This is a genomic window from Agrobacterium sp. CFBP 3001 (assembly GCF_027871605.1).
Classification (GTDB): Bacteria; Pseudomonadota; Alphaproteobacteria; order Rhizobiales; family Rhizobiaceae; genus Agrobacterium; species Agrobacterium leguminum.
In genome coordinates, this window is the sequence record NZ_JAQAHD010000010.1 from 39747 (window position 1) to 60259 (window position 20513).

16 protein-coding genes are annotated in these 20513 nt (G+C 60.2%); 14 read left to right on the forward strand and 2 right to left on the reverse strand.

Annotation, left to right across the window (positions count from 1 at the left end; translation table 11 throughout):
* Position 1 precedes the first annotated feature (1 nt).
* From ftsW to PH605_RS14130, 5 genes are all read left to right on the forward strand, one after another.
* A complete protein-coding gene (gene ftsW / locus PH605_RS14110; RefSeq protein WP_104679536.1) occupies positions 2-1156 on the forward strand; it encodes a putative lipid II flippase FtsW in 1155 nt (384 codons plus the stop codon).
* 6 nt (positions 1157-1162) lie between these two features.
* Complete coding sequence (murG, locus tag PH605_RS14115; RefSeq protein ID WP_142845278.1) at positions 1163-2299, forward strand: undecaprenyldiphospho-muramoylpentapeptide beta-N-acetylglucosaminyltransferase; 1137 nt, start codon at positions 1163-1165, stop codon at positions 2297-2299.
* A complete protein-coding gene (gene murC, locus PH605_RS14120) occupies positions 2296-3705 on the forward strand; it encodes a UDP-N-acetylmuramate--L-alanine ligase (protein ID WP_142845279.1) in 1410 nt (469 codons plus the stop codon). The genes murG and murC overlap by 4 nt, the downstream gene beginning before the upstream one ends.
* Positions 3706-4671 carry a UDP-N-acetylmuramate dehydrogenase gene (gene murB, locus PH605_RS14125; RefSeq protein ID WP_065655815.1) on the forward strand — a complete coding sequence of 322 codons (966 nt, stop codon included), beginning with the start codon at positions 3706-3708 and terminating at the stop codon, positions 4669-4671. It begins immediately after the preceding gene.
* Between the two features lie 182 nt (positions 4672-4853).
* A complete protein-coding gene (locus PH605_RS14130) occupies positions 4854-5663 on the forward strand; it encodes a GGDEF domain-containing protein (RefSeq protein ID WP_142845280.1) in 810 nt (269 codons plus the stop codon).
* A 75-nt stretch (positions 5664-5738) separates the two neighbouring features.
* On the opposite strand, the gene PH605_RS14135 is transcribed toward PH605_RS14130, so the two are convergent.
* A complete protein-coding gene (locus PH605_RS14135; RefSeq protein ID WP_078051851.1) occupies positions 5739-7043 on the reverse strand; it encodes an MFS transporter in 1305 nt (434 codons plus the stop codon).
* A 543-nt stretch (positions 7044-7586) separates the two neighbouring features.
* Here PH605_RS14135 and PH605_RS14140 point away from each other — a divergent pair.
* The 9 genes from PH605_RS14140 (at position 7587) to PH605_RS14180 (ending at position 19879) form a co-directional block, all read left to right on the forward strand.
* The gene (locus tag PH605_RS14140; protein WP_059756663.1) at positions 7587-8513 is read left to right on the forward strand and encodes a D-alanine--D-alanine ligase; all 927 of its coding nucleotides are present in this window, start codon (positions 7587-7589) and stop codon (positions 8511-8513) included.
* Entirely contained in the window at positions 8501-9433 is a 933-nt protein-coding gene (locus PH605_RS14145; RefSeq protein WP_003522205.1) for a cell division protein FtsQ/DivIB, read from the forward strand. Before PH605_RS14140 ends, PH605_RS14145 begins: the two co-directional genes overlap by 13 nt.
* Positions 9430-10761 carry a cell division protein FtsA gene (gene ftsA, locus PH605_RS14150; protein ID WP_142845281.1) on the forward strand — a complete coding sequence of 444 codons (1332 nt, stop codon included), beginning with the start codon at positions 9430-9432 and terminating at the stop codon, positions 10759-10761. The genes PH605_RS14145 and ftsA overlap by 4 nt, the downstream gene beginning before the upstream one ends.
* A 92-nt stretch (positions 10762-10853) precedes the next feature.
* Positions 10854-12614 (forward strand): cell division protein FtsZ, encoded by a 1761-nt coding sequence (gene ftsZ / locus PH605_RS14155; protein ID WP_142845282.1) that lies wholly within the window; start codon positions 10854-10856, stop codon positions 12612-12614.
* A gap of 266 nt (positions 12615-12880) precedes the next feature.
* Positions 12881-13840, forward strand: a complete 960-nt coding sequence (gene lpxC, locus PH605_RS14160) for a UDP-3-O-acyl-N-acetylglucosamine deacetylase (RefSeq protein ID WP_003522208.1) — start codon at positions 12881-12883, stop codon at positions 13838-13840.
* 233 nt (positions 13841-14073) lie between these two features.
* Positions 14074-14940 carry an outer membrane protein assembly factor BamD gene (locus tag PH605_RS14165; protein ID WP_003522209.1) on the forward strand — a complete coding sequence of 289 codons (867 nt, stop codon included), beginning with the start codon at positions 14074-14076 and terminating at the stop codon, positions 14938-14940.
* A 15-nt stretch (positions 14941-14955) separates the two neighbouring features.
* Positions 14956-16629, forward strand: coding sequence for a DNA repair protein RecN (recN, locus tag PH605_RS14170; RefSeq protein ID WP_142845283.1), 1674 nt, complete (start codon positions 14956-14958; stop codon positions 16627-16629).
* 114 nt (positions 16630-16743) lie between these two features.
* Positions 16744-18918, forward strand: coding sequence for an NAD-dependent DNA ligase LigA (ligA, locus tag PH605_RS14175; protein WP_142845284.1), 2175 nt, complete (start codon positions 16744-16746; stop codon positions 18916-18918).
* A gap of 67 nt (positions 18919-18985) precedes the next feature.
* Positions 18986-19879, forward strand: a complete 894-nt coding sequence (locus tag PH605_RS14180) for an aminoglycoside phosphotransferase family protein (RefSeq protein WP_142845285.1) — start codon at positions 18986-18988, stop codon at positions 19877-19879.
* A 6-nt stretch (positions 19880-19885) separates the two neighbouring features.
* Here the strand turns inward: PH605_RS14180 and PH605_RS14185 are convergent, their stop codons facing one another.
* Positions 19886-20419 carry a GNAT family N-acetyltransferase gene (locus tag PH605_RS14185; RefSeq protein WP_142845286.1) on the reverse strand — a complete coding sequence of 178 codons (534 nt, stop codon included), beginning with the start codon at positions 20417-20419 and terminating at the stop codon, positions 19886-19888.
* Between the last annotated feature and the right edge of the window lie 94 nt (positions 20420-20513).

Here is a 20513-nt window from a genome sequence, read left to right on the forward strand (position 1 = left end):
CATGGTAAGCCGAGTTGATCGCGGTCCGGTCGCAGAGTGGTTCTGGACCATCGACCGTTTCTTTCTAGCGGCGTTCATCGCGCTGATGGGCATCGGCCTGATGCTGTCCTTTGCGGCCTCGCCTGCGGTTGCCGAGCGCATCGGCCTCAACAGTTTCTTCTTCGTCGAGCGTCAGGCGATGTTCATGGTGCCGTCGCTCGCGATCATGGTCGGCCTGTCCTTCCTGTCGCCGCGTCAAGTGCGGCGCGTAGCGGTCATCATGCTTATCGTTTCGCTGCTGATGATGATCTTCGCGCTGTTTTTCGGCATCGAGGTCAAGGGTGCGCGGCGCTGGATTTCCATCGGCACCTTCTCGATCCAGCCGTCGGAATTCATGAAGCCGGCCTTCGTCATCGTCTGCGCCTGGCTGTTTGCCGAACGGGCGCGCCATCCTGAAATTCCCGGCAATCTCTTCGCCATCATCACCTTCGGCATTGTGGCGGCGCTCCTGATCGCCCAGCCGGACTTCGGCCAAACGATCCTGACGTCGGTGGTCTGGGGTGGCATGTTCTTCATGGCCGGCGTGCCGTGGTTCTGGATCATCATGCTCGGCGGCGTCGGGGTCGGCGGCATCATCTCCGCCTATCTGATGCTGCCGCACGTGGCCGGTCGTATCGACCGTTTCTGGACCGGCGAAGGCGATACGTTCCAGGTGGACACGGCGCGCGAGGCTATCATTCGCGGCGACTGGTTCGGTCGCGGACCGGGCGAGGGCATCGTCAAGCGCATCATTCCCGACAGCCACACCGACTTCATCTTCTCGGTGGCTGCGGAAGAATTCGGCATCGTTTTCTGCATGTTCCTCGTCGTGATCTTCGCCTTCATCGTGCTGCGCGGCCTTTCGCACGCCTTCAAGGAAAAGGACGATTTCTGCCGCTTTGCCGTGGCGGGCCTTGTGCTGCAGATCGGCATGCAGTCGATGATCAATATCGGCGTCAATCTGGAGCTGATGCCCGCCAAGGGCATGACGCTGCCGCTGATTTCCTACGGTGGTTCGTCGATGATGGCGATCTGCGTGACCGCCGGCTTCCTTCTGGCGCTGACACGCCACAGACCCGAAAAGCGGGCGCAGGAGCGGAGTTTCTTCCGCGTCGGTTCCGGCGTTCCCGCGGAGTAAACGATCATGAGCAAGGGTATTGTTCTTCTTGCCGCCGGGGGAACCGGCGGCCATGTCTTTCCAGCCGAGGCGCTCGCGCACACGCTGAAAGCGCGCGGTTATCAGGTGCAGCTCGTTACCGACAGCCGCGCCGAGCGTTATGCTGGCAAGTTTCCGGCGGATGAAATCCATGTTGTGCCGTCCGCTACCATCGGCTCGAAAAACCCGATTTCCGTGGCGCGTTCGCTGTGGAAGCTGTGGGTTGGTCTGCGCGCTGCGCGCCGGCTGGTGGCGAAACTGAAGCCGGTCGCAGTTGTCGGTTTCGGCGGTTATCCCACCGTGCCGCCGCTTCTGGCATCCACCGGGCTTGGCGTTCCGTCCATCATTCACGAGCAGAATGCCGTAATGGGCCGCGCCAACAAGGCGCTGGCTGCCCGCGTGAAAGCGATTGCCGGCGGTTTCCTGCCGCCCGCCAACGGCCAATATTCCGACAAGACGGTGGCGACCGGCAATCCCGTGCGCCCGGCGGTGCTGGCGGCGTCGGAGATACCCTATACGCCCTCGCAGACGGGTGAGACATTCCAGCTTGTCGTTTTCGGCGGCAGCCAGGGTGCGCAGTTTTTCTCGAGCGCGGTGCCTGCGGCGATCTGCCTGCTGAAGGATGAGCAGCGCAAGCGCATCGTCGTCACCCAGCAGGCGCGGCCGGAAGACAAGGACAGCGTGATCGCCTCCTATCAGAAGCTCGGGGTGAAGGCGGATGTTTCGCCCTTCTTCGGCGACATGGCGTCGCGCATCGGCGATGCCGATCTGGTCATCAGCCGCTCGGGCGCATCGACCGTATCGGAGCTTTCGGTGATCGGCCGCCCATCTATTCTCGTTCCGTATCCGCATGCGCTCGATCACGATCAGGCCGCCAATGCGGCAGCGCTTTCGGCGGCGGGCGGGGCAAGCGTCATCAAGCAGGCGGAACTGTCGCCGCAGAAGCTTTCCGGCCTGCTGTCCTCAGCGCTTTCGGAGCCGGATCGTCTTTCGGCAACGGCGGCGGCAGCAAAGGCGACGGGCAAACCGCATGCGGCGGATGTGCTGGCCGATCTGGTGGAGGCGATTGCCTCCGGCCGGTCCGTGCAGGAATTCAAGAAGAAGAATGAAGGAGTTGGGGCATGAAGATGCCGAAAGCCATAGGCCTTGTGCATTTCATCGGCATAGGCGGGATCGGCATGAGCGGCATTGCCGAAGTGCTTCACAATCTCGGCCACCGCGTTCAGGGGTCGGATCAGGCCGACAGCGCCAATGTGCAGCGGCTGCGCGACAAGGGCATCGAGGTTTTTGTCGGCCATACGGCGGATAATATCGGCGACGCCGAGGTCGTGGTCGTTTCCACCGCCATCAAGAAGAACAATCCCGAACTCATCGCGGCGCGTGAAAAGCACCTGCCGATCGTTCGCCGGGCCGAAATGCTGGCCGAGCTGATGCGTTTCCGTAACGCCATCGCCATTGGTGGCACGCATGGCAAGACCACCACCACCTCCATGGTCGCGACCCTGCTGGAAGCCGGCAATCTTGACCCGACCGTCATCAACGGCGGCATCATCAATGCTTACGGCACCAATGCCCGCATGGGTGAGGGCGAGTGGATGGTGGTGGAGGCCGACGAATCCGACGGCACCTTCCTGAAGCTGCCGGCCGATGTGGCTGTCATCACCAATATCGATCCCGAGCATCTGGATCACTACGGAAATTTCGATGCCGTCCGCGCCGCATTCCGCCAGTTCGTGGAGAATGTGCCTTTCTACGGTTTCGGCGTCATGTGCCTCGATCATCCGGAAGTGCAGGCACTGGTCGGCCGCATCGAGGACCGCAAGGTCATCACCTATGGCGAGAACCCGCAGGCCGATGTGCGCTTTTCGAATGTGCGCATCGACGGCACGCGCTCGGTGTTCGACGTGGAAATCCGCCGTCGCCGCACCGGCAAGATATTCTCCTTCAAGGACCTCGTCCTGCCGATGCCTGGCCGCCACAACGTCTCGAACGCGACGGCGGCGATTGCGGTTGCCAATCGGCTTGGCATTTCGGAAGCCGACATCAAGAAGGGCCTTGCTTCCTTCGGCGGCGTCAAGCGGCGTTTCACGCTGACGGGCGAAGCCAATGGGGTGCAGGTTTTCGATGACTATGGCCACCATCCGGTGGAGATCAAGGCCGTGCTGAAGGCGGCGCGGGAAGCCTGCAAGGGCCGTATCATCGCCGTGCACCAGCCGCACCGCTACAGCCGCCTTTCCAGCCTGTTCGACGATTTCGCACATTGTTTTAACGATGCCGACACGATTATCCTTGCTCCGGTCTATGCCGCGGGCGAAGATCCGATCGAGGGCGCAAGCTCGGAAGCGCTGGTTTCTGCCATCAAGGCCGCAGGCCACCGGGACGCCCGTTTTCTCGAGAAACGGGAAGATCTCGCCTCAGTGGTTGCAGGCATTGCGAATCCGGGTGATTTCGTGGTTCTCTTGGGGGCTGGAAATATCACGCAATGGGCAGCAGTACTGCCTTCGGAATTGAAGAGCATCAGGAAAGTCTGAATGAGACAGGTCGATGGGGTTAAATTGCTGGGGAGGCTCGGCGACGGGGTAAATGAATTGCGGGGACGTCTGACACCGGATGCGCCCATGGACCGCGTGACGTGGTTCAGAGCCGGCGGTCTTGCGGAAGTCATGTTCCAGCCGCACGATACCGACGATCTGATTGCCTTCCTGAAAATTCTGCCGGAAGACGTGCCGTTGACCGTGGTTGGCGTCGGCTCGAACCTTCTGGTGCGCGATGGCGGCATTCCGGGCGTTGTCGTCCGTCTGTCCGCCAAGGGCTTTGGCCAGGTGGAGCTTGCCGGTGAAAACCGCATCAAGGCGGGCGCGATCTGCCCTGACAAGCATATTGCCGCTATGGCCATGGATAATGGCATTGGCGGGTTCCATTTCTATTACGGCATTCCCGGCTCCATCGGCGGTGCGCTGCGCATGAATGCGGGCGCCAATGGCGGCGAAACGCGCGAGCGTGTCGTGGAGGTCTATGCGGTCGACCGTCAGGGCAACCAGCATGTGCTTTCCAATGCCGATATGGGCTACAGCTATCGCCATTCCGGCGCTGATGCGGGCCTGATCTTCACGGGCGCGCTGTTTGAGGGTTATCCCGAAGACAAGGCGAAAATCCGGGCCGATATGGACGCCGTGCGCCACCACCGCGAAACCGTGCAGCCAATCCGCGAGCAGACGGGCGGTTCCACCTTCAAGAATCCCGAAGGTCATTCCGCCTGGGAACTGATCGACGAGGCGGGCGGTCGCGGTCTGGTCATCGGCGGCGCGCAGATGTCGTCGCTGCATTGCAATTTCATGATCAATACCGGCCATGCGACCGGTTACGATCTGGAATATCTGGGTGAGACCATCCGCAAGCGGGTGTTCGAGAAGTCGGGCATCCGGCTGGAATGGGAAATCAAGCGCCTTGGCCTGTTCATGCCGGGCCGGGAAGTGGAGCCGTTCCTCGGGGCTTAAGCCTCGGCGAATGCTGCCAATTGCAAGAAAAACCTGCTGTTGATCTGGCCGTTTCATGTATCGTAACGGTCAATCAACAGTTTTTGCCATATTATCGGGGCGAAGCGGCGTCTCGTCCTTCTATTAAATTACTTTTTATCAGGAAATACCAACGGCATTACGTGATCTAGGCGCTTTTAAGCATGATGTTGGGTCTTTGGAAAAAACCGATCGAAATGATAAGTTTTTCGGTCGCCACGTCGGATGGCCGCAGGCGGCTCGAGCCGCTTGAATTCTCCATTCGTATCGCTTGTCTCGTGACGATCATTGTCATCCTGATGTGCATGGGCGGCCTGACGCTTCTCGCGCGGTTCGGGCTGGTAACCGATCTCTTCAACGGCATCATGTTGAGTGTGACGCTCGGCGGGACGGTGGCGTTTACGATTACATTGCTGGTCTGTTGGCTGAATTCCAGGGAAGTGAAAATTCTCGTGCAATCCCACGAGCGCTTCCTGCATCTGAGCCATACGGACGCCCTGACCGGCCTTAGCAACCGGCTCGGCCTTTATGCTGCATGCGCTGAACTGGGCAGCGACTATTGCGTCGCCTTTCTTGATATCGATCATTTCAAGAAGGTGAATGACAGATACAGCCACCTTGCCGGTGATCTCGTCATCTCGAACGTCGCCCGCAGGATAAGGGAGCATTTCGATTCTTCTGCGCATGTCGCCCGCCTGGGTGGCGAGGAATTTGTCGTTGTGCAGGAAACCAGCCCGCTCGCCTTTGTGCAGATGTGCGAAAGGGTTCGCGCAGCCATCGAGACCACCCCGGTGGAGTATCAGGATTTGCGGATCACGGTGACGATTTCGATTGGCGTGGCGTTTCGCGGCGACGCCGACATTTTCGACAAGGTCATGCACAATGCCGATCTGGCGCTCTATCGGGCAAAGGAAGGAGGGCGCAATCGCGTCTGCATGACCGGTCATGTGGAGCGGCGCCAGGCCGTGGCGTAAGCGTTAAAACAGGCAAACAAAAGCCCGCGAAACGAAGGTTTCGCGGGCTTTTTAATGTCTGGCAATCCGTTCGGATCAGACTTCGTCCTTGCGGGACAGAAGAATGCAGGCGAGCGTGATGAGCGCCGATACGCAGAGATAGTAGCCCACATACCCCATGCCGTAATTCACCTGCAGCCATGTGGCGATGTAAGGCGCCAGCGATGCGCCGAAGATGCCGGCCATGTTGAAGGTGATGGACGAACCGGTGTAGCGCACGCGGGTCGGGAAGGGGGCGGCGAGCGCCGTTCCGATCAGGCCATAGGTCATGCCCATCAGCATCATGGCAAGAGCCGCGAAGACGAAGATCGAGCCTTCGCCACCGGACATCAGGCTTGGCAGGAGGAACGAGAACAGGCCGATCAGCACCGTCGTCAGGATCAGGATTTCACGACGACCGAATTTTTCGGCGAGCTTGCCGGCGATCGGAATGAAGATGCCGAAAACGATGGAGCCGAGGATCTGCACTTCCAGCGCGTCGAGGAACGGGATTTTCAGGACCTTGACGTTGTAGGACAGAAGATAGGCGGTGCCGATATAGAAGAGCACGAAGGTGGCCAGCGCCACGAAGGTGCCGAGCACGAGGCTGCGCTTGTGGTTGCGGAACAGTTCCGCGACCGGTACGGCCACACGTTCTTCCTTTTCGATTGCCTTCTGGAAGTCGGGCGTTTCGGTGATGGACAGGCGAACCCACATGCCGACAGCGATCAGGATGATCGAAGCGACGAAGGGAATGCGCCAGCCCCAGCTCAAAAGCGCTTCCTGAGACATGAAGTGCAGCAGGATCCAGAACACACCGGACGAAAGGAACAGGCCAACGGGGGCACCGAGCTGCGGGAACATGCCGTACCAGCTGCGCTTGCCCGGAGGTGCGTTTTCCGTGGCGAGCAGGACGGCGCCGCCCCATTCGCCACCAAGGCCGAAACCCTGGCCGAAGCGGCAAAGCGCGAGCAGCAGCGGGGCCAGAACGCCGGCGGTCTCATAGGAGGGCAGGAGGCCGATCACGACCGTGGAAACGCCCATCGTGAGCAGGGCGGCGACAAGGGTGGTCTTGCGGCCGACGCGGTCGCCATAGTGGCCGAAGACCACAGCGCCCAGCGGGCGGGCGAAAAAGGCGATGGAGAATGTCGCGAAGGACGCCAGAAGCGCCGTCATCGGGTCATTGTTCGGGAAGAACAAAGTGGGGAACACGAGCACTGCGGCCGTGGCGTAAACGTAGAAATCGAAAAACTCGATGGTCGTGCCGACCAGGCTGGCAGTGAGAACTCGTGCAGGCGAATTTGTCTTTACAACGTTCGAAGTGTCAGCGGTCGGCGATACCGGAGATATCGCGTCGGTCATGGTATTGGTTCCATTTTGGATGATTGCAATGTCATGCCTTGGGAGGCGACGACTGCGTTAACGCAATTTTTGTTCTTATGGAATGCTAAAAAAGAAATAATGCAGATAATGTGATCCATCAGTGCGATACGTATGGTTATGCCTCCCGGGGATGCTTTGGGGATTGAGAGACTGATTCAGGCCGCGGTTTTAAAACGCTGAAACGCCAGATAATTTTCCCTGGGGAATAATCCCGTCTGTTAACGTTTCGGCCTTGCCTTTATCGATTGGCGGCAGACGCGCGAGCATCGTTTTATTTCCGATCATTGAAAACCTGCATGTTGCAATCCATGCAACTCTCTGATTCCAAGGAGGGAATCCGGATCGGTGCTGATTCTTTAACGAAACTCGGCACGTTGGACGCGGCGGTTAACGAAAGTAAACGATTCATTAACCTTAATGGCGTTTAACTGATCTCAAGGGTCATGTGCCAGAATCACCGTTCGTCAAATTCGGTGGTTTCGGAGCGTGGTTCGTAACGGAGAGTTGGTGTCAGAGGGTTCGATGAGCGGCAAGCACGTAGCTGTTCTTTTGGGTGGATTTTCGTCGGAGCGGCCGGTCAGCCTGTCGTCGGGCAACGCTTGCGCGCAGGCTCTGGAAGACGAGGGCTACAAGGTCACGCGGGTCGATGTGGGGCGCGATATCGCCGCCGTGCTAGCCGAGCTGCGCCCGGATGTCGCCTTCAACGCGCTGCACGGTCCCTTTGGCGAAGACGGCACCATTCAGGGCATTCTCGAATATCTCGCCATTCCCTATACCCATTCCGGTGTCCTCGCTTCCGCGCTCGCCATGGACAAGGCGCAGGCCAAGAAGGTTGCCGCAGCTGCCGGCATCCCGGTGGCTGCCGAGCGCGTCATGAACCGCTTCGATTTCACCAGCGAACATCCGCTTGCACCCCCTTACGTCGTGAAGCCGGTGCGTGAAGGTTCGAGCTTCGGCGTCGTGATCGTCAAGGAAGACCAGTCGCATCCGCCGCAGATCCTCACCTCTTCGGAATGGCGCTACGGCGATCAGGTCATGGTCGAGCGCTATATTCACGGCCGCGAACTGACCTGCGGCGTACTCGACGGCGAGGCGCTGGGTGTCACCGAAGTGGTGCCGCTCGGTCACAATTTCTATGATTATGATGCGAAATATGCGGCTGGTGGCTCGAAACATGTCATTCCCGCAGAAATTTCACCGAAAATTTACCAAAAAATTCAAACACTGGCGGTTATGGCGCATCGGGCGATCGGATGCCGTGGCGTAAGCCGTTCAGACTTTCGTTACGACGACCGTTTCTCAGAAGATGGCGAAGTTATCTGGCTTGAAGTGAATACGCAGCCGGGCATGACGCCGACCTCCCTGGTGCCGGAAATGGCGGCTCATGCTGGCCGCTCCTTTGGTAACCTTGTCAGCTGGATGGTGGAGGACGCTTCGTGTTTGCGGTGATCGGCAAAAAGTCGACGGCAAAAAAGCGCGAACAATTCGCGGCGGCGGCCAGCGCCGACGACCGCATGGTATTGCCGCGTCCCCTGCGTCGCTTCGTGCGTTTCGGTGTCAGCCTTGCGACCGGACGCATTCACATTCCCGCCCATACCGGTACGATTTCGGCCGTCGCCTTTTACGCGGTGACCGGGCTTTACGGCATGTCGCTCGGCGGGCACACCAATATCGTTACCCAGACCACGACATCGGCCGCAGGTTTTGCGGTCGAGGACGTGAAGGTTTCCGGCAATCTGCAGACCTCCGAAATCGAAGTGTTTCAGCTTCTCGGCCTCGATGGCAGCACCTCGCTGATCGCGCTCGATATCGATGCGGCGCGCCGCAAGCTGGTGCAGCTTCCCTGGGTGGAAGATGTCGATATCCGCAAGGTGTACCCCAAGACCGTGGAAGTCCGGCTGAAGGAGCGTCAGGCCTTCGGCATCTGGCAGCATGGAACGGAACTGTCGCTGATCGAAAAAAGCGGCAGCGTGATTGCGCCGCTGCGGGACAATAAGTTCGCCGCCCTGCCGCTCTTCGTCGGCCGTGACGCGGAAACGGGTGCTGCCGGTTTCGTCGAGCAGCTGGCCGACTGGCCGGAAATCCGCAACCGTGTCCGCGCTTATGTCCGCATTGCCGGCCGTCGCTGGGATCTGCATCTCGATAACGGCATCGTCGTCAAGCTGCCTGAAGAAAACCTGCCGCAGGCGCTGCAATTGCTGGCGCGGCTCGATCTCGAGGAAAAGGTGCTGTCGCGCGATGTCGCCGCCGTCGATCTCCGGCTCGCGGACCGCACCACGATCCAGTTGACCGAGGGCGCCACGGAGCGCCGCCAGGCCGCTGTTGATGCGCGCACCAAGGCTCTCAAGAAGGCGGAGAAGAACACATGAGCTTTTTCGGTTCTTCCCATTTCGGCCTGCCTCGCCTGAAGCCGCTTTCTTCCAAGCGCAGCCACATCGTTTCGGTGCTCGACATCGGCTCGACCAAGGTCGTGTGCATGATCGGCCGGCTGACGCCGCGCCAGGAAAGCGAAATCCTGCCGGGCCGCACCCACAAGGTCGAAATCATCGGCATCGGCCACCAGCGTTCGCGTGGCGTGAAGTCAGGCGTGATTGCCGACCTCGATGCGCTGGAAGGCGTTATCCGTCTCGCCGTTGATGCGGCCGAGCGCATGGCGGGGCTTACCGTCGACAGCCTGATCGTCAATGTTTCGGCCGGCAGGCTGGCAAGCGATATCTATACCGCGAGCATCGATCTCGGCGGGCAGGAAGTGGAAGCAAGCGATCTGCGCAAGGTTCTGGTGGCGGCAAGCCAGCAATCCATGCGTCAGGACCGGGCCATCCTGCATTCGCTGCCAACAGGTTACTCGCTGGATGGCGAGCGCGGTATTCGCGATCCGCTCTCCATGTATGGCGATCTTCTCGGCGTCGACATGCATGTGGTCACGGTCGAGCGCACGGCGCTGAAGAACCTCGAGCTTTGCGTCAACCGTGCACATCTGTCCGTCGAAGGCATGGTGGCGACGCCTTACGCCAGCGGTCTTGCAGCGCTGGTGGACGATGAAGTCGAACTCGGCTGCGCGGCCATCGACATGGGCGGCGGCACCACGACGATCTCGGTTTTCGCCGAAGGCCGTCTCATTCACACCGATGCGATCGGCCTTGGCGGCCATCACGTTACGACAGATCTTGCACGAGGCCTCTCGACACGAATCGAAGATGCAGAGAGACTGAAGGTGGTGCATGGTTCGGCTTTGCTGAATGGCGCGGATGAGCGCGACATGATTTCGATCCCGCCGATTGGCGAAGACGATCGCGATCAACCATCGCAAGTTTCAAGAGCATTGGTCACCCGTATCGTACGGGCACGTATCGAAGAGACGCTGGAATTGATCCGTGATCGCATCCAGAAGTCCGGCTTCAGCCCGATTGTTGGCAAGCGCGTCGTCCTGACCGGCGGCGCAAGCCAGCTGACGGGGCTGCCGGAAACGGCACGGCGCATTCTTGCTCGCAACGTTCGTATCGGCCGCCCCATGGGGGTCGCCGGTCTTCCGGTCGCGGCAAAGGGGCCTGCCTTTTCGACGGCGTGCGGACTGATGATCTATCCGCAGGTGGCGGACATCGAAATTCATGCGGCGCAAGGCGGAATGTTCTCGCCGTTTGGTAACGGTAGCAGCCGGATAGCCCGGGTGGGGCAATGGCTGAAAGAGAGTTTTTGAGTGGCCTCGTGGCGTAAGCCGGAGGTTTCAGAGTTGAGTTTTCAAGAATCGGCCAGCGGGGCGATGCGGCCAGAGAAAGAAGGAATGTTAAAATGACGATACAGCTGCAGAAGCCTGATATCACAGAGCTGAAGCCACGCATCACCGTCTTCGGTGTCGGCGGTGGTGGTGGTAACGCTGTCAACAACATGATCACGGCTGGTCTTCAGGGCGTCGACTTCGTCGTCGCCAACACGGATGCGCAGGCGCTGACCATGACGAAGGCAGATCGGGTCATTCAGCTCGGCGTCAACGTCACCGAAGGCCTCGGCGCCGGTTCGCAGCCGGAAGTCGGCCGCGCCGCCGCTGAAGAATGCATCGATGAGATCATCGACCACCTGAACGGCACCCACATGTGCTTCGTCACCGCCGGCATGGGCGGCGGCACCGGCACGGGTGCTGCTCCCGTCGTCGCACAGGCCGCCCGCAACAAGGGCATCCTGACGGTCGGCGTCGTCACCAAGCCTTTCCACTTCGAAGGCGGCCGCCGTATGCGTCTTGCCGAACAGGGCATCGAGGAACTGCAGAAGTCCGTCGATACGCTGATCGTCATTCCGAACCAGAACCTCTTCCGTATTGCCAACGACAAGACGACCTTCGCCGACGCCTTCGCCATGGCCGACCAGGTTCTCTACTCCGGCGTTGCCTGCATCACCGACCTGATGGTGAAGGAAGGTCTCATCAACCTCGACTTCGCCGACGTTCGCTCGGTCATGCGTGAAATGGGCCGTGCAATGATGGGTACCGGCGAAGCTTCCGGTCCGGGCCGTGCGATGCAGGCTGCGGAAGCGGCAATCGCCAACCCGCTGCTCGACGAAACCTCGATGAAGGGCGCACAGGGCCTGCTGATCTCCATCACCGGCGGTCGCGACCTTACCCTGTTCGAAGTCGACGAGGCTGCAACCCGTATCCGCGAAGAAGTCGATCCGGATGCGAACATCATCCTCGGCGCAACCTTCGATGAAGCTCTGGAAGGTCTCATCCGCGTCTCCGTCGTTGCGACCGGCATCGACCGCGTTGCAGGCGTCGGCGAACAGAACGTTGCCGATATGCGTGCCGCAGCAGCCGTTGCCAAGCCGCTTATCCGTCCTTCCGCGGCCGTTGCTTCCGCTCCGGCCGCAGTTCAGCCTGCTCCAGCAGTATCGCAGGCACAGAAGGCCGTAGACCCGATCGCCCAGACCATCCGTTCGGCAGAAGCCGAAATGGAACGCGAACTCGGTTTCGCCGCACACCAGCAGCCGGCTCAGGATTTCCGTCCGCAGAGCAAGCTGTTCGCATCTTCTCCGGCTGAAGCGCCGGCGGCTCTCCGTCCGGCCCAGCCGGTTCAGCAGGCCGCTCCGGCTCCGGTTGCCCCGGCACCGGTCTATCACGCTCCGGAACAGGTTGCCGCTCCGGCGCCGCGCATGCAGCAGCCGCAGGCTCCTGTCTATCAGGAATCCGCACCGGTTGCCCGCCAGCCCGAGCCGGTTCGCATGCCGAAGGTCGAAGACTTCCCGCCGGTCGTCAAGGCCGAGATGGAACATCGCACCCATGCCGCTCCTGCTGCCCAGGAAGAGCGTGGCCCGATGGGTCTCCTGAAGCGCATCACCAACTCGCTTGGTCGTCGCGAAGAAGAAGAAGTTCCGTCCGACATGATGGATGCGCCGAGCATGGCGCCGCAGCAGCGCCGCGCGCCGCTTTCGCCGGAAGCCAGCCTCTACGCACCGCGTCGTGGCCAGCTTGACGACCACGGCCGCGCAACGCCTGCATCGGCCAGCCATCACGACGACGACCAGCTGGAAATCCCGGCCTTCCTGCGCCGCCAGTCCAACTAAGGGCGATTCCATCCGCCTCTTCGAACGCCCGGGTTTCACGATCCGGGCGTTTTGTTTATTTTACGTTATTAACACTAAATTAATTCGTATTTTCAAAGGTTTACGCGTGTAACAATCCGAAACGAACAGTGATTTGTCGTGGCACCTACATGTGCGTATGTATGAGGCTGGGTAAAGGAAAACACGGACTTGGCCGGTTGCCAAACCGGCTCGAAAACTTGAACGGCGCTCAAGCGGCGCGGTTTGCAAAAACAAGGCATATTCGCATGACTATCGGACTGCTCGGATTTCAGACAACTATCGCAAATGCTGTTCAGCTCAAAGGCATTGGCGTGCATTCCGGCAATCCGGTTTCGATGACCTTCCAGCCCGCAGAAGCCGGAACGGGCATCGTCTTCCATCGCCTTCATGACAATGGCAGCGTTACCGAGTTGAAGGCGGTTTCGGCCAATGTCGGCAATACCGACCTGTGCACCGTGCTCGGCCGTTCGCTTTCCCAGTCGGTTGCGACGATCGAGCACGTCATGGCCGCCATCTACGCCATGGGCCTCGATAACCTCATCGTTGAAGTCGACGGTCCGGAAGCGCCGATCATGGATGGCAGCTCCGCACCTTTCATCGAAGCGATCGAATCGGTCGGCATCAAGAGCCTCGGCGTGAAGCGCCGTTATATTCGCGTCACCAAGCCGGTGCGCATCGATTCGGGCGCCTCCTGGGCGGAATTCCGTCCCTATGACGGTACGCGCTTCGAGGTTGACATCGATTTCGATACGCCGCTGATCGGCAAGCAGTCCTGGAAGGGCGACCTGACGGCGGAGAGCTTCAAGAACGAGCTGTCGCGCGCCCGCACCTTCGGCTTCATGCGTGATGTGGAGCGCCTGTGGGCCGCCGGTTATGCGCTCGGTTCCTCGCTTGAGAATTCGGTCGTCATCTCCGACGACAACAGCGTTATCAACATGGAAGGCCTGCGTTACGCCAAGGACGAATTCGTCCGTCACAAGACGCTGGACGCCGTGGGCGACCTGGCGCTTGCCGGTGCGCAGTTCATCGGCTGCTACCGCTCCTATCGCGGCGGCCACAAGGTCAATGCGAATGCGCTGAAGGCGCTTTTGAGCGACCGCACCGCCTATGAGATCGTCGAAGCGCCGGCTGCCCGCAACCAGATGGTACGCGCCCGCGAATTCGTTGCGGTCAACATGCCGGAATTCGCACCCTGGTCTGCGTGAATTCCTTCGCAGGCTATCAATTGACAGAAAAAGCCGCTCCCTTTGGGGCGGCTTTTTCGTGATGGGAACAAGAAGTTGCGTAATATCGCCTGATATTCATGCGATTGCACGGGTCGATGCCATAAAAATGCGTTAATGCGTCATCATTGCGTTGCCCTGCGGATGCTTTTATGGCTAGAACGCCAGTGCAAAGCCGATGCTTATGTATTTGCGCGGGAAGTGGGAACTGTCGAATGAAGCATGTAGGGTCTGGTGCAATGAAGGGTACGATGCGGGGGATCGCCGTCTCGTTGATGTTGGTCGGCGCGAGTGTCGCCGTCACGGCCTGCCAGTCCGATCCGGATATCGACATCACCAAGCTCGGCGTCGAGACCGATCCGCCGGATGTTCTGTACAAGCAGGGGCTTGCCAACATGAACGCCGGTAACATGACGGAAGCCTCACGCAAGTTCGAGGCGATCGACAAGCAGTACCCCTTCACCGAATGGGGCCAGAAGGCGCTGGTGATGCAGACCTTCATTGCCACGCGCACCAACAAGAACGATGTGGCCATTACCAACGGCAGCCGGTTCCTGCGCCAATATCCGCGCTCCAAGGATGCCGCTTACGTTCAGTACATGATCGGTCTTGCCTATTCGAAGCAGATTTCCGACGTCACGCAGGACCAGCGCGCCGCACAGCGCACCGTTGAAGCTATGAACAAGGTCGTCAACGACTATCCCGATTCGGAATATGTCGCCGACGCACAGGCCAAGATCCGTTTCGCCCGCGACCAGCTCGCCGGCCGCGAAATGCAGGTCGGCCGTTATTATCTTGAGCGCAAGGAATACCTCGCCGCCGTTTCGCGTTTCCGCATCGTCGTAGAGCAGTATCAGAACACCAACCAGATCGAGGAAGCGCTGGCACGTCTGACGGAAGCCTATTACGCGATGGGCCTGGTGGACGAAGCGCAGACCGCGGCCGCCGTTCTCGGCAACAACTATCCTGACAGCCAATGGTATTCGGATTCCTACAAGCTGCTGAAGGGCAGCGGGCTGGAGCCGCGGGAAAACAAGGGGTCCTGGATTTCGCGCGCCGGCAAGAAGCTCATCGGCGCCTGAGACGGGGCATAGGCCATGCTGGTCCAGCTCTCGATTCGCGATATCGTTCTCATCGAAAGGCTCGACCTCGGTTTTGAGGCGGGCCTTTCCGTGTTGACGGGCGAGACGGGTGCGGGCAAATCCATTCTTCTCGATAGTCTCTCGCTCGCGCTTGGCGGGCGTGGCGATGGCGGCCTTGTGCGGCACGGGGAAGAGAAGGGGCAGGTGACCGCCACTTTCGAAGTCCCGAACAATCACCCGACGCGGCTTCTCCTGCGTGAAAACGGTCTCGACGACGATGGCGACCTGATTTTCCGCCGGGTGCAATCCTCTGACGGTCGCACCAAGGCCTATATCAACGATCAGGCCATCAGCGTGCAGATGATGCGCCAGCTCGGGCAATTGTTGGTCGAAATCCATGGTCAGCATGATGATCGCGCGCTTGTCGATACCGATGCACACCGCAGGCTGCTGGATGCCTTTGCCGGGCTGAGCGATGAGGCTCGTGCCGTTCAGGGCCTCTACCGCACCTGGAAGGATGCCGAGCGTGCGCTGAAGACGCACCGCGCCAAGGTGGAGGCGGCAGCGCGCGAGGCGGATTACCTTCGCTCTTCCGTCGAGGAACTGGAAACGCTCTCGCCGCGCGACGGTGAAGAGGACGAGCTGGCCGAACGCCGGGCGGTGATGCAGAAATCCGAACGCATTGCCGGCGATATCGCTGAGGCAAGCGAGTTTCTGAATGGCAATGCTTCGCCTGTGCCTGTCATCGCCTCGATGATGCGGCGTCTGGAGCGCAAGAGCCATGAAGCGCCGGGCTTGCTGGAAGACACGGTGCAATTGCTGGACGCCGCGCTCGACAGCCTTTCCAATGCGCAGATGGAAGTGGAGGCGGCGCTGCGCCGCACCGAATTCGATCCGCGTGAGCTGGAGCGGGTGGAGGAGCGGCTGTTCGCGCTGCGCGCTGCCGGGCGTAAATATAACGTTGCCGTACCGGACTTGCCGGCTCTCGCCGAAAAAATGGTGGCCGATCTCGCCGATCTCGATGCCGGCGAAGAAAAGCTCGGCAAGCTCGAGGCCAATCTCGGCGTGGTGAAGGCTGATTTCGACCGTGCCGCGCAATCCCTTTCCGAAAAACGCCGCCATGCGGCGGATGCGCTTTCCAATGCGGTGATGGCAGAGCTGCCGGCGCTGAAACTGGAGCGGGCGCGGTTTACCGTCGAGGTGACCTCCGATGCCGAGCAGGCGACGGCCGACGGCATCGACACGGTTGAATTCCACGTCCAGACCAATCCTGGCACCCGGCCGGGACCGATCATGAAGGTGGCCTCGGGTGGCGAATTGTCCCGCTTTCTGCTGGCGCTGAAAGTGGCGCTGGCGGATCGCGGTTCGGCACCGACGCTGGTGTTCGATGAAATCGATACGGGTGTCGGCGGCGCGGTGGCGGATGCCATCGGCCAGCGGCTGCGCCGCCTGTCGAAAACCGTGCAGGTTCTGTCCGTTACCCATGCGCCGCAGGTGGCGGCACGGGCGGCGACCCATCTGCTCATTTCCAAGGGCCCATCCGGCGACGGCAGCGAGCGTATCGCCACGCGCGTAGCCACCATGGAACCGAAGCACCGCACCGAAGAGATTGCCCGCATGCTTGCCGGTGCATCGGTGACGGACGAGGCGAGGGCTGCGGCGGCTCGCCTGCTAGCGGCCAAGGACTGACCGCTACCGATAGCGTTGCGAGAGCGGATCCGGCTTGTGAGTCCAGCGGCAAAACTGTTTTTAATGTTTGTTATTTCGGCTAAAAGCGTTCGGTAATTCGCAAAAGAGGCCGTCATGTCGAAAGACCAGAAATCCGTCGAAAACCTCACCGAGCTTGAAGCCTCTTCCGAGCTTGCGTTTCTGGCGGCCGAGCTTGCCCGCCACGATGCGCTCTACCACGGCAAGGATGCGCCGGAGATTACGGACGCGGAATATGATGCGCTGAAGCGGCGCAACGATGCCATCGAAGCAGCTTTCCCAGCGCTGGTGCGGGCCGACAGCCCGTCGAAAAAAGTCGGCTTCGCGCCGCTTCCGACCTTCGCACCTATCGTGCATGCGCGGCCGATGCTTTCGCTCGACAATACGTTTTCGGAAGAGGATTTGCGGGATTTCGTGAGTTCCGTCTATCGCTTCCTCGGGCATCTGCCGGACGATTCCATCGCCTTCACCGCCGAGCCGAAGATCGATGGGCTTTCCATGTCGATCCGCTATGAGAACCGCAGGCTGAAGACGGCGGCGACGCGCGGAGATGGCACGACGGGCGAGAATGTCACCGCCAATATCAGGACCATCAAGGAGATTCCGAACGAGCTGCCCGCCGATGCGCCCGATGTGGTGGAAGTACGCGGTGAGGTCTATATGGCCAAGAGCGACTTTCTGGCGCTCAATGCCCAGATGGAGGCCGAAGGCAAGCAGACCTATGTGAACCCGCGCAACACGGCATCCGGTTCCCTGCGCCAGCTCGACGCCAATGTGACGGCGAAACGCAAGCTGCGGTTCTTCGCCTATGCGCTGGGCGAGGTTTCGAATGGCGGCCAGCCGGCGCGGATCGCCGATACGCAATATGGCATCGTGGAGAAATTCCGGGACTGGGGATTTCCGGTCAATCCGCTGATGAAGCGATTCACCTCTGCCGCGCAATTGCTTGAGCATTATAATGAAATAGGCGTCGCACGGCCCGATCTCGATTATGATATCGATGGCGTGGTCTATAAGGTCGACCGGCTCGATCTGCAGGAACGGCTGGGCTTCCGCTCGCGCAGCCCGCGCTGGGCCACCGCCCATAAATTTCCGGCCGAGCAGGCCTTTACCACGGTTGAGAATATCGAAATTCAGGTGGGGCGCACCGGTGCCTTGACGCCGGTGGCGCGTCTCACCCCGATCACCGTCGGCGGTGTCGTCGTCACCAATGCGACGCTGCATAATGCCGATTATATCGAAGGCATCGGCAATAGCGGCGAGCGCATTCGCCCGGAGGACCACGATATCCGTATCGGCGACACGGTGATCGTGCAGCGCGCCGGTGACGTCATTCCGCAGGTGCTGGATGTGCTTCTGGAAAAGCGCCCGGCCGAGGCAGTGAAATATGCCTTTCCGGAAAAATGTCCGGTCTGCGGCAGCCATGCGGTGCGGGAGCGTAATGAGAAAACCGGCAAGCTCGATTCGGTCACGCGTTGCACGGGCGGTTTCGTCTGTCGGGCGCAGGCGGTGGAGCATCTCAAACATTTCGTTTCGCGCAATGCCTTCGATATCGAAGGGCTTGGCACCAAACAGATCGATTTCTTTTTCGAAAGTGATGATCCGGCGCTTTCGATCAAGACTGCGCCTGAGATTTTCACCCTCAAGGCGCGGCAGGAAGCCTCGCAACTGACCAGACTCGAGAATATCGACGGCTTCGGCAAGGTCAGCGTTAGAAAGCTGTTCGACGCCATCGATGCCCGCCGCGAGATCGATCTGCACCGGCTGATCTTCGCGCTCGGCATCCGCCATGTGGGCGAGACCACGGCGAAGCTTCTGGCGCGCTCCTATGGCACTTACGAACATTTCGAAGAGAGCATGAAGGCGGCGGCCGATCCGGCGAGCGATGCCTGGGCCGAACTCAACAGCATCGACGGCATCGGCGAAGTGGTGGCCCGCGCCATCGTCGAATTCTACAAGGAGCCGCGCAATCTCGATGTCATCGACCGGCTGATACGGGAGCTTCGCCCGAAGGAAGCCGAGAAGCCCTCGACCGATGGCAGTCCGGTGGCGGGCAAGACGGTGGTGTTTACCGGCTCTCTGGAGAAATTTACCCGTGACGAGGCCAAGGCGCGTGCCGAAAGCCTCGGCGCGAAAGTGGCCGGCTCGGTTTCCAAAAAGACCGATATTCTGGTGGCGGGACCGGGGGCGGGTTCCAAGCTTGCCAAGGCGACGGAACTGGGCGTGCAGACTATGGACGAGGACGAGTGGCTGGCCTTGATCGGCGGCTGATACATACACGGTCATGGCATGTTGATCTCTGCCGCTAGAGCTTTGCGACTGACACGGAGACCACAGCATGGATGACCGCATTGTCGTCAGCACAGAGCAGGTCCGTGCGCTGGTGGGCAGCCAGTTTCCGCAATGGGCGGGGTTAAATATCCGGCCGGTGGAGCTGAGCGGCTGGGACAATCGCAGCTTCCGTCTTGGCGATGAGATGCTGATCCGCATGCCAAGTGCCGCCCGGTATGTTGCGCAGGTGGAGAAGGAGCATCGTTGGCTGCCGGCGCTTGCGCCGCTCCTGCCTTTTCCGATTCCTGCGCCATTGGCGCTCGGGCAGCCGGGACAGGGTTATCCGTTCCGCTGGTCCGTCTATCGCTGGCTTGAGGGCGAACCGCTCGCCCGGGGTCTGGATCGCGTTGATCTTTCAACCATCGCCGTCGATGTTGCCGCGTTTTTAAGAGCATTGCACGGGGTGGATGCTTCGGATGGCCCGCCCGCAGGCGCACATAACTTCCATCGCGGCGGCTCGCTTTCGGTCTATGACGGGGAGGCGAAGGCTTCGGCGGTGCGGCTTGCCGATGAGGTGGATCAGGCGCTGGCCATGGAGATATGGCAGCTTGCACTTTCGAGCCATTGGCGGAAGCAGGGAGTGTGGGTGCATGGAGACATTGCCGAGGGCAATCTGCTGGTGAAGGACGGCCGGCTTTCGGCCGTCATCGATTTCGGCAGTTCCGGCGTCGGCGATCCGTCTTCCGATCTCATCCTCGCGTGGAACGTGCTCGATGCGGAAAGCCGCGCCGTTTTTCGCCGGGCGCTGGATCTGGATGAGGCGACATGGCAGCGCGGGCGTGGCTGGGCGCTGTGGAAGGCATTGATCGTGCTGGATGCGGAGCGCGGGCGTAACGACAAAATGGCCGAATGGTCGCGCCGGACCATTCGGGAAGTGTTTGCGGACCACCTGGACAACTGACCGGAACTATCGAAGACGCGCCATCACGTGGGCATCGACGTATTTTCCGTCACGATAGGCGTCGTTGCGCAGGGTGCCTTCGCGTTCGAAACCGAATTTCTCGTAAAGCCGGATTGCAGGGAGATTATCGGTGAAGACGTTCAGTTCGATGCGGCGTATATCGTGCCAATTGTCGGCCGTGTCGATCAACGCCCCGAGAATATATGATCCGACGCCCTTGCCCGCAAAATCGTCGTGAACACTGATCACCAGATCGGCGATGTGGGACTGCCTTCCCGCCCTGCGAAACAGTCCAGCATTGGCAACGATCTTTCCACGCCACTCGCCAACGATGGCGATATCGTTCGGGCCGCGGTTTTCCATCGATTTTCGCGTTTTTTCAACGGACTGAAACGGCTGTCGGAGCGTGCCGTGACGGACGCCGGGCAGGTTGAACATTTCGGTCAGGGCTTCGGCATCGTCCAGACGCGCCGCACGCAAGACGACTTCGTTCAAGCTGAATTGCAAATCTTCATTATCGGCAAATTTCATGTTCTGCATGCCTGTCTCCTTGGGCGTATGGGAGCAGGTTTGCGAACCCTGCTCTGGTGGCAGGGTGGAAATGGATCGCTTAACGCGACGACATACCTCTGCC

Coding starts and splice junctions, on each gene's coding strand:
- ftsW (WP_104679536.1), top strand. CDS start 2: ATGGTAAGCCGAGTTGATCGCGGTCCGGTCGCAGAGTGGTTCTGGACC.
- murG (WP_142845278.1), top strand. CDS start 1,163: ATGAGCAAGGGTATTGTTCTTCTTGCCGCCGGGGGAACCGGCGGCCAT.
- murC (WP_142845279.1), top strand. CDS start 2,296: ATGAAGATGCCGAAAGCCATAGGCCTTGTGCATTTCATCGGCATAGGC.
- murB (WP_065655815.1), top strand. CDS start 3,706: ATGAGACAGGTCGATGGGGTTAAATTGCTGGGGAGGCTCGGCGACGGG.
- PH605_RS14130 (WP_142845280.1), top strand. CDS start 4,854: ATGATGTTGGGTCTTTGGAAAAAACCGATCGAAATGATAAGTTTTTCG.
- PH605_RS14135 (WP_078051851.1), bottom strand. CDS start 7,043: ATGACCGACGCGATATCTCCGGTATCGCCGACCGCTGACACTTCGAAC.
- PH605_RS14140 (WP_059756663.1), top strand. CDS start 7,587: ATGAGCGGCAAGCACGTAGCTGTTCTTTTGGGTGGATTTTCGTCGGAG.
- ftsA (WP_142845281.1), top strand. CDS start 9,430: ATGAGCTTTTTCGGTTCTTCCCATTTCGGCCTGCCTCGCCTGAAGCCG.
- ftsZ (WP_142845282.1), top strand. CDS start 10,854: ATGACGATACAGCTGCAGAAGCCTGATATCACAGAGCTGAAGCCACGC.
- lpxC (WP_003522208.1), top strand. CDS start 12,881: ATGACTATCGGACTGCTCGGATTTCAGACAACTATCGCAAATGCTGTT.
- PH605_RS14165 (WP_003522209.1), top strand. CDS start 14,074: ATGAAGCATGTAGGGTCTGGTGCAATGAAGGGTACGATGCGGGGGATC.
- recN (WP_142845283.1), top strand. CDS start 14,956: ATGCTGGTCCAGCTCTCGATTCGCGATATCGTTCTCATCGAAAGGCTC.
- ligA (WP_142845284.1), top strand. CDS start 16,744: ATGTCGAAAGACCAGAAATCCGTCGAAAACCTCACCGAGCTTGAAGCC.
- PH605_RS14180 (WP_142845285.1), top strand. CDS start 18,986: ATGGATGACCGCATTGTCGTCAGCACAGAGCAGGTCCGTGCGCTGGTG.
- PH605_RS14185 (WP_142845286.1), bottom strand. CDS start 20,419: ATGCAGAACATGAAATTTGCCGATAATGAAGATTTGCAATTCAGCTTG.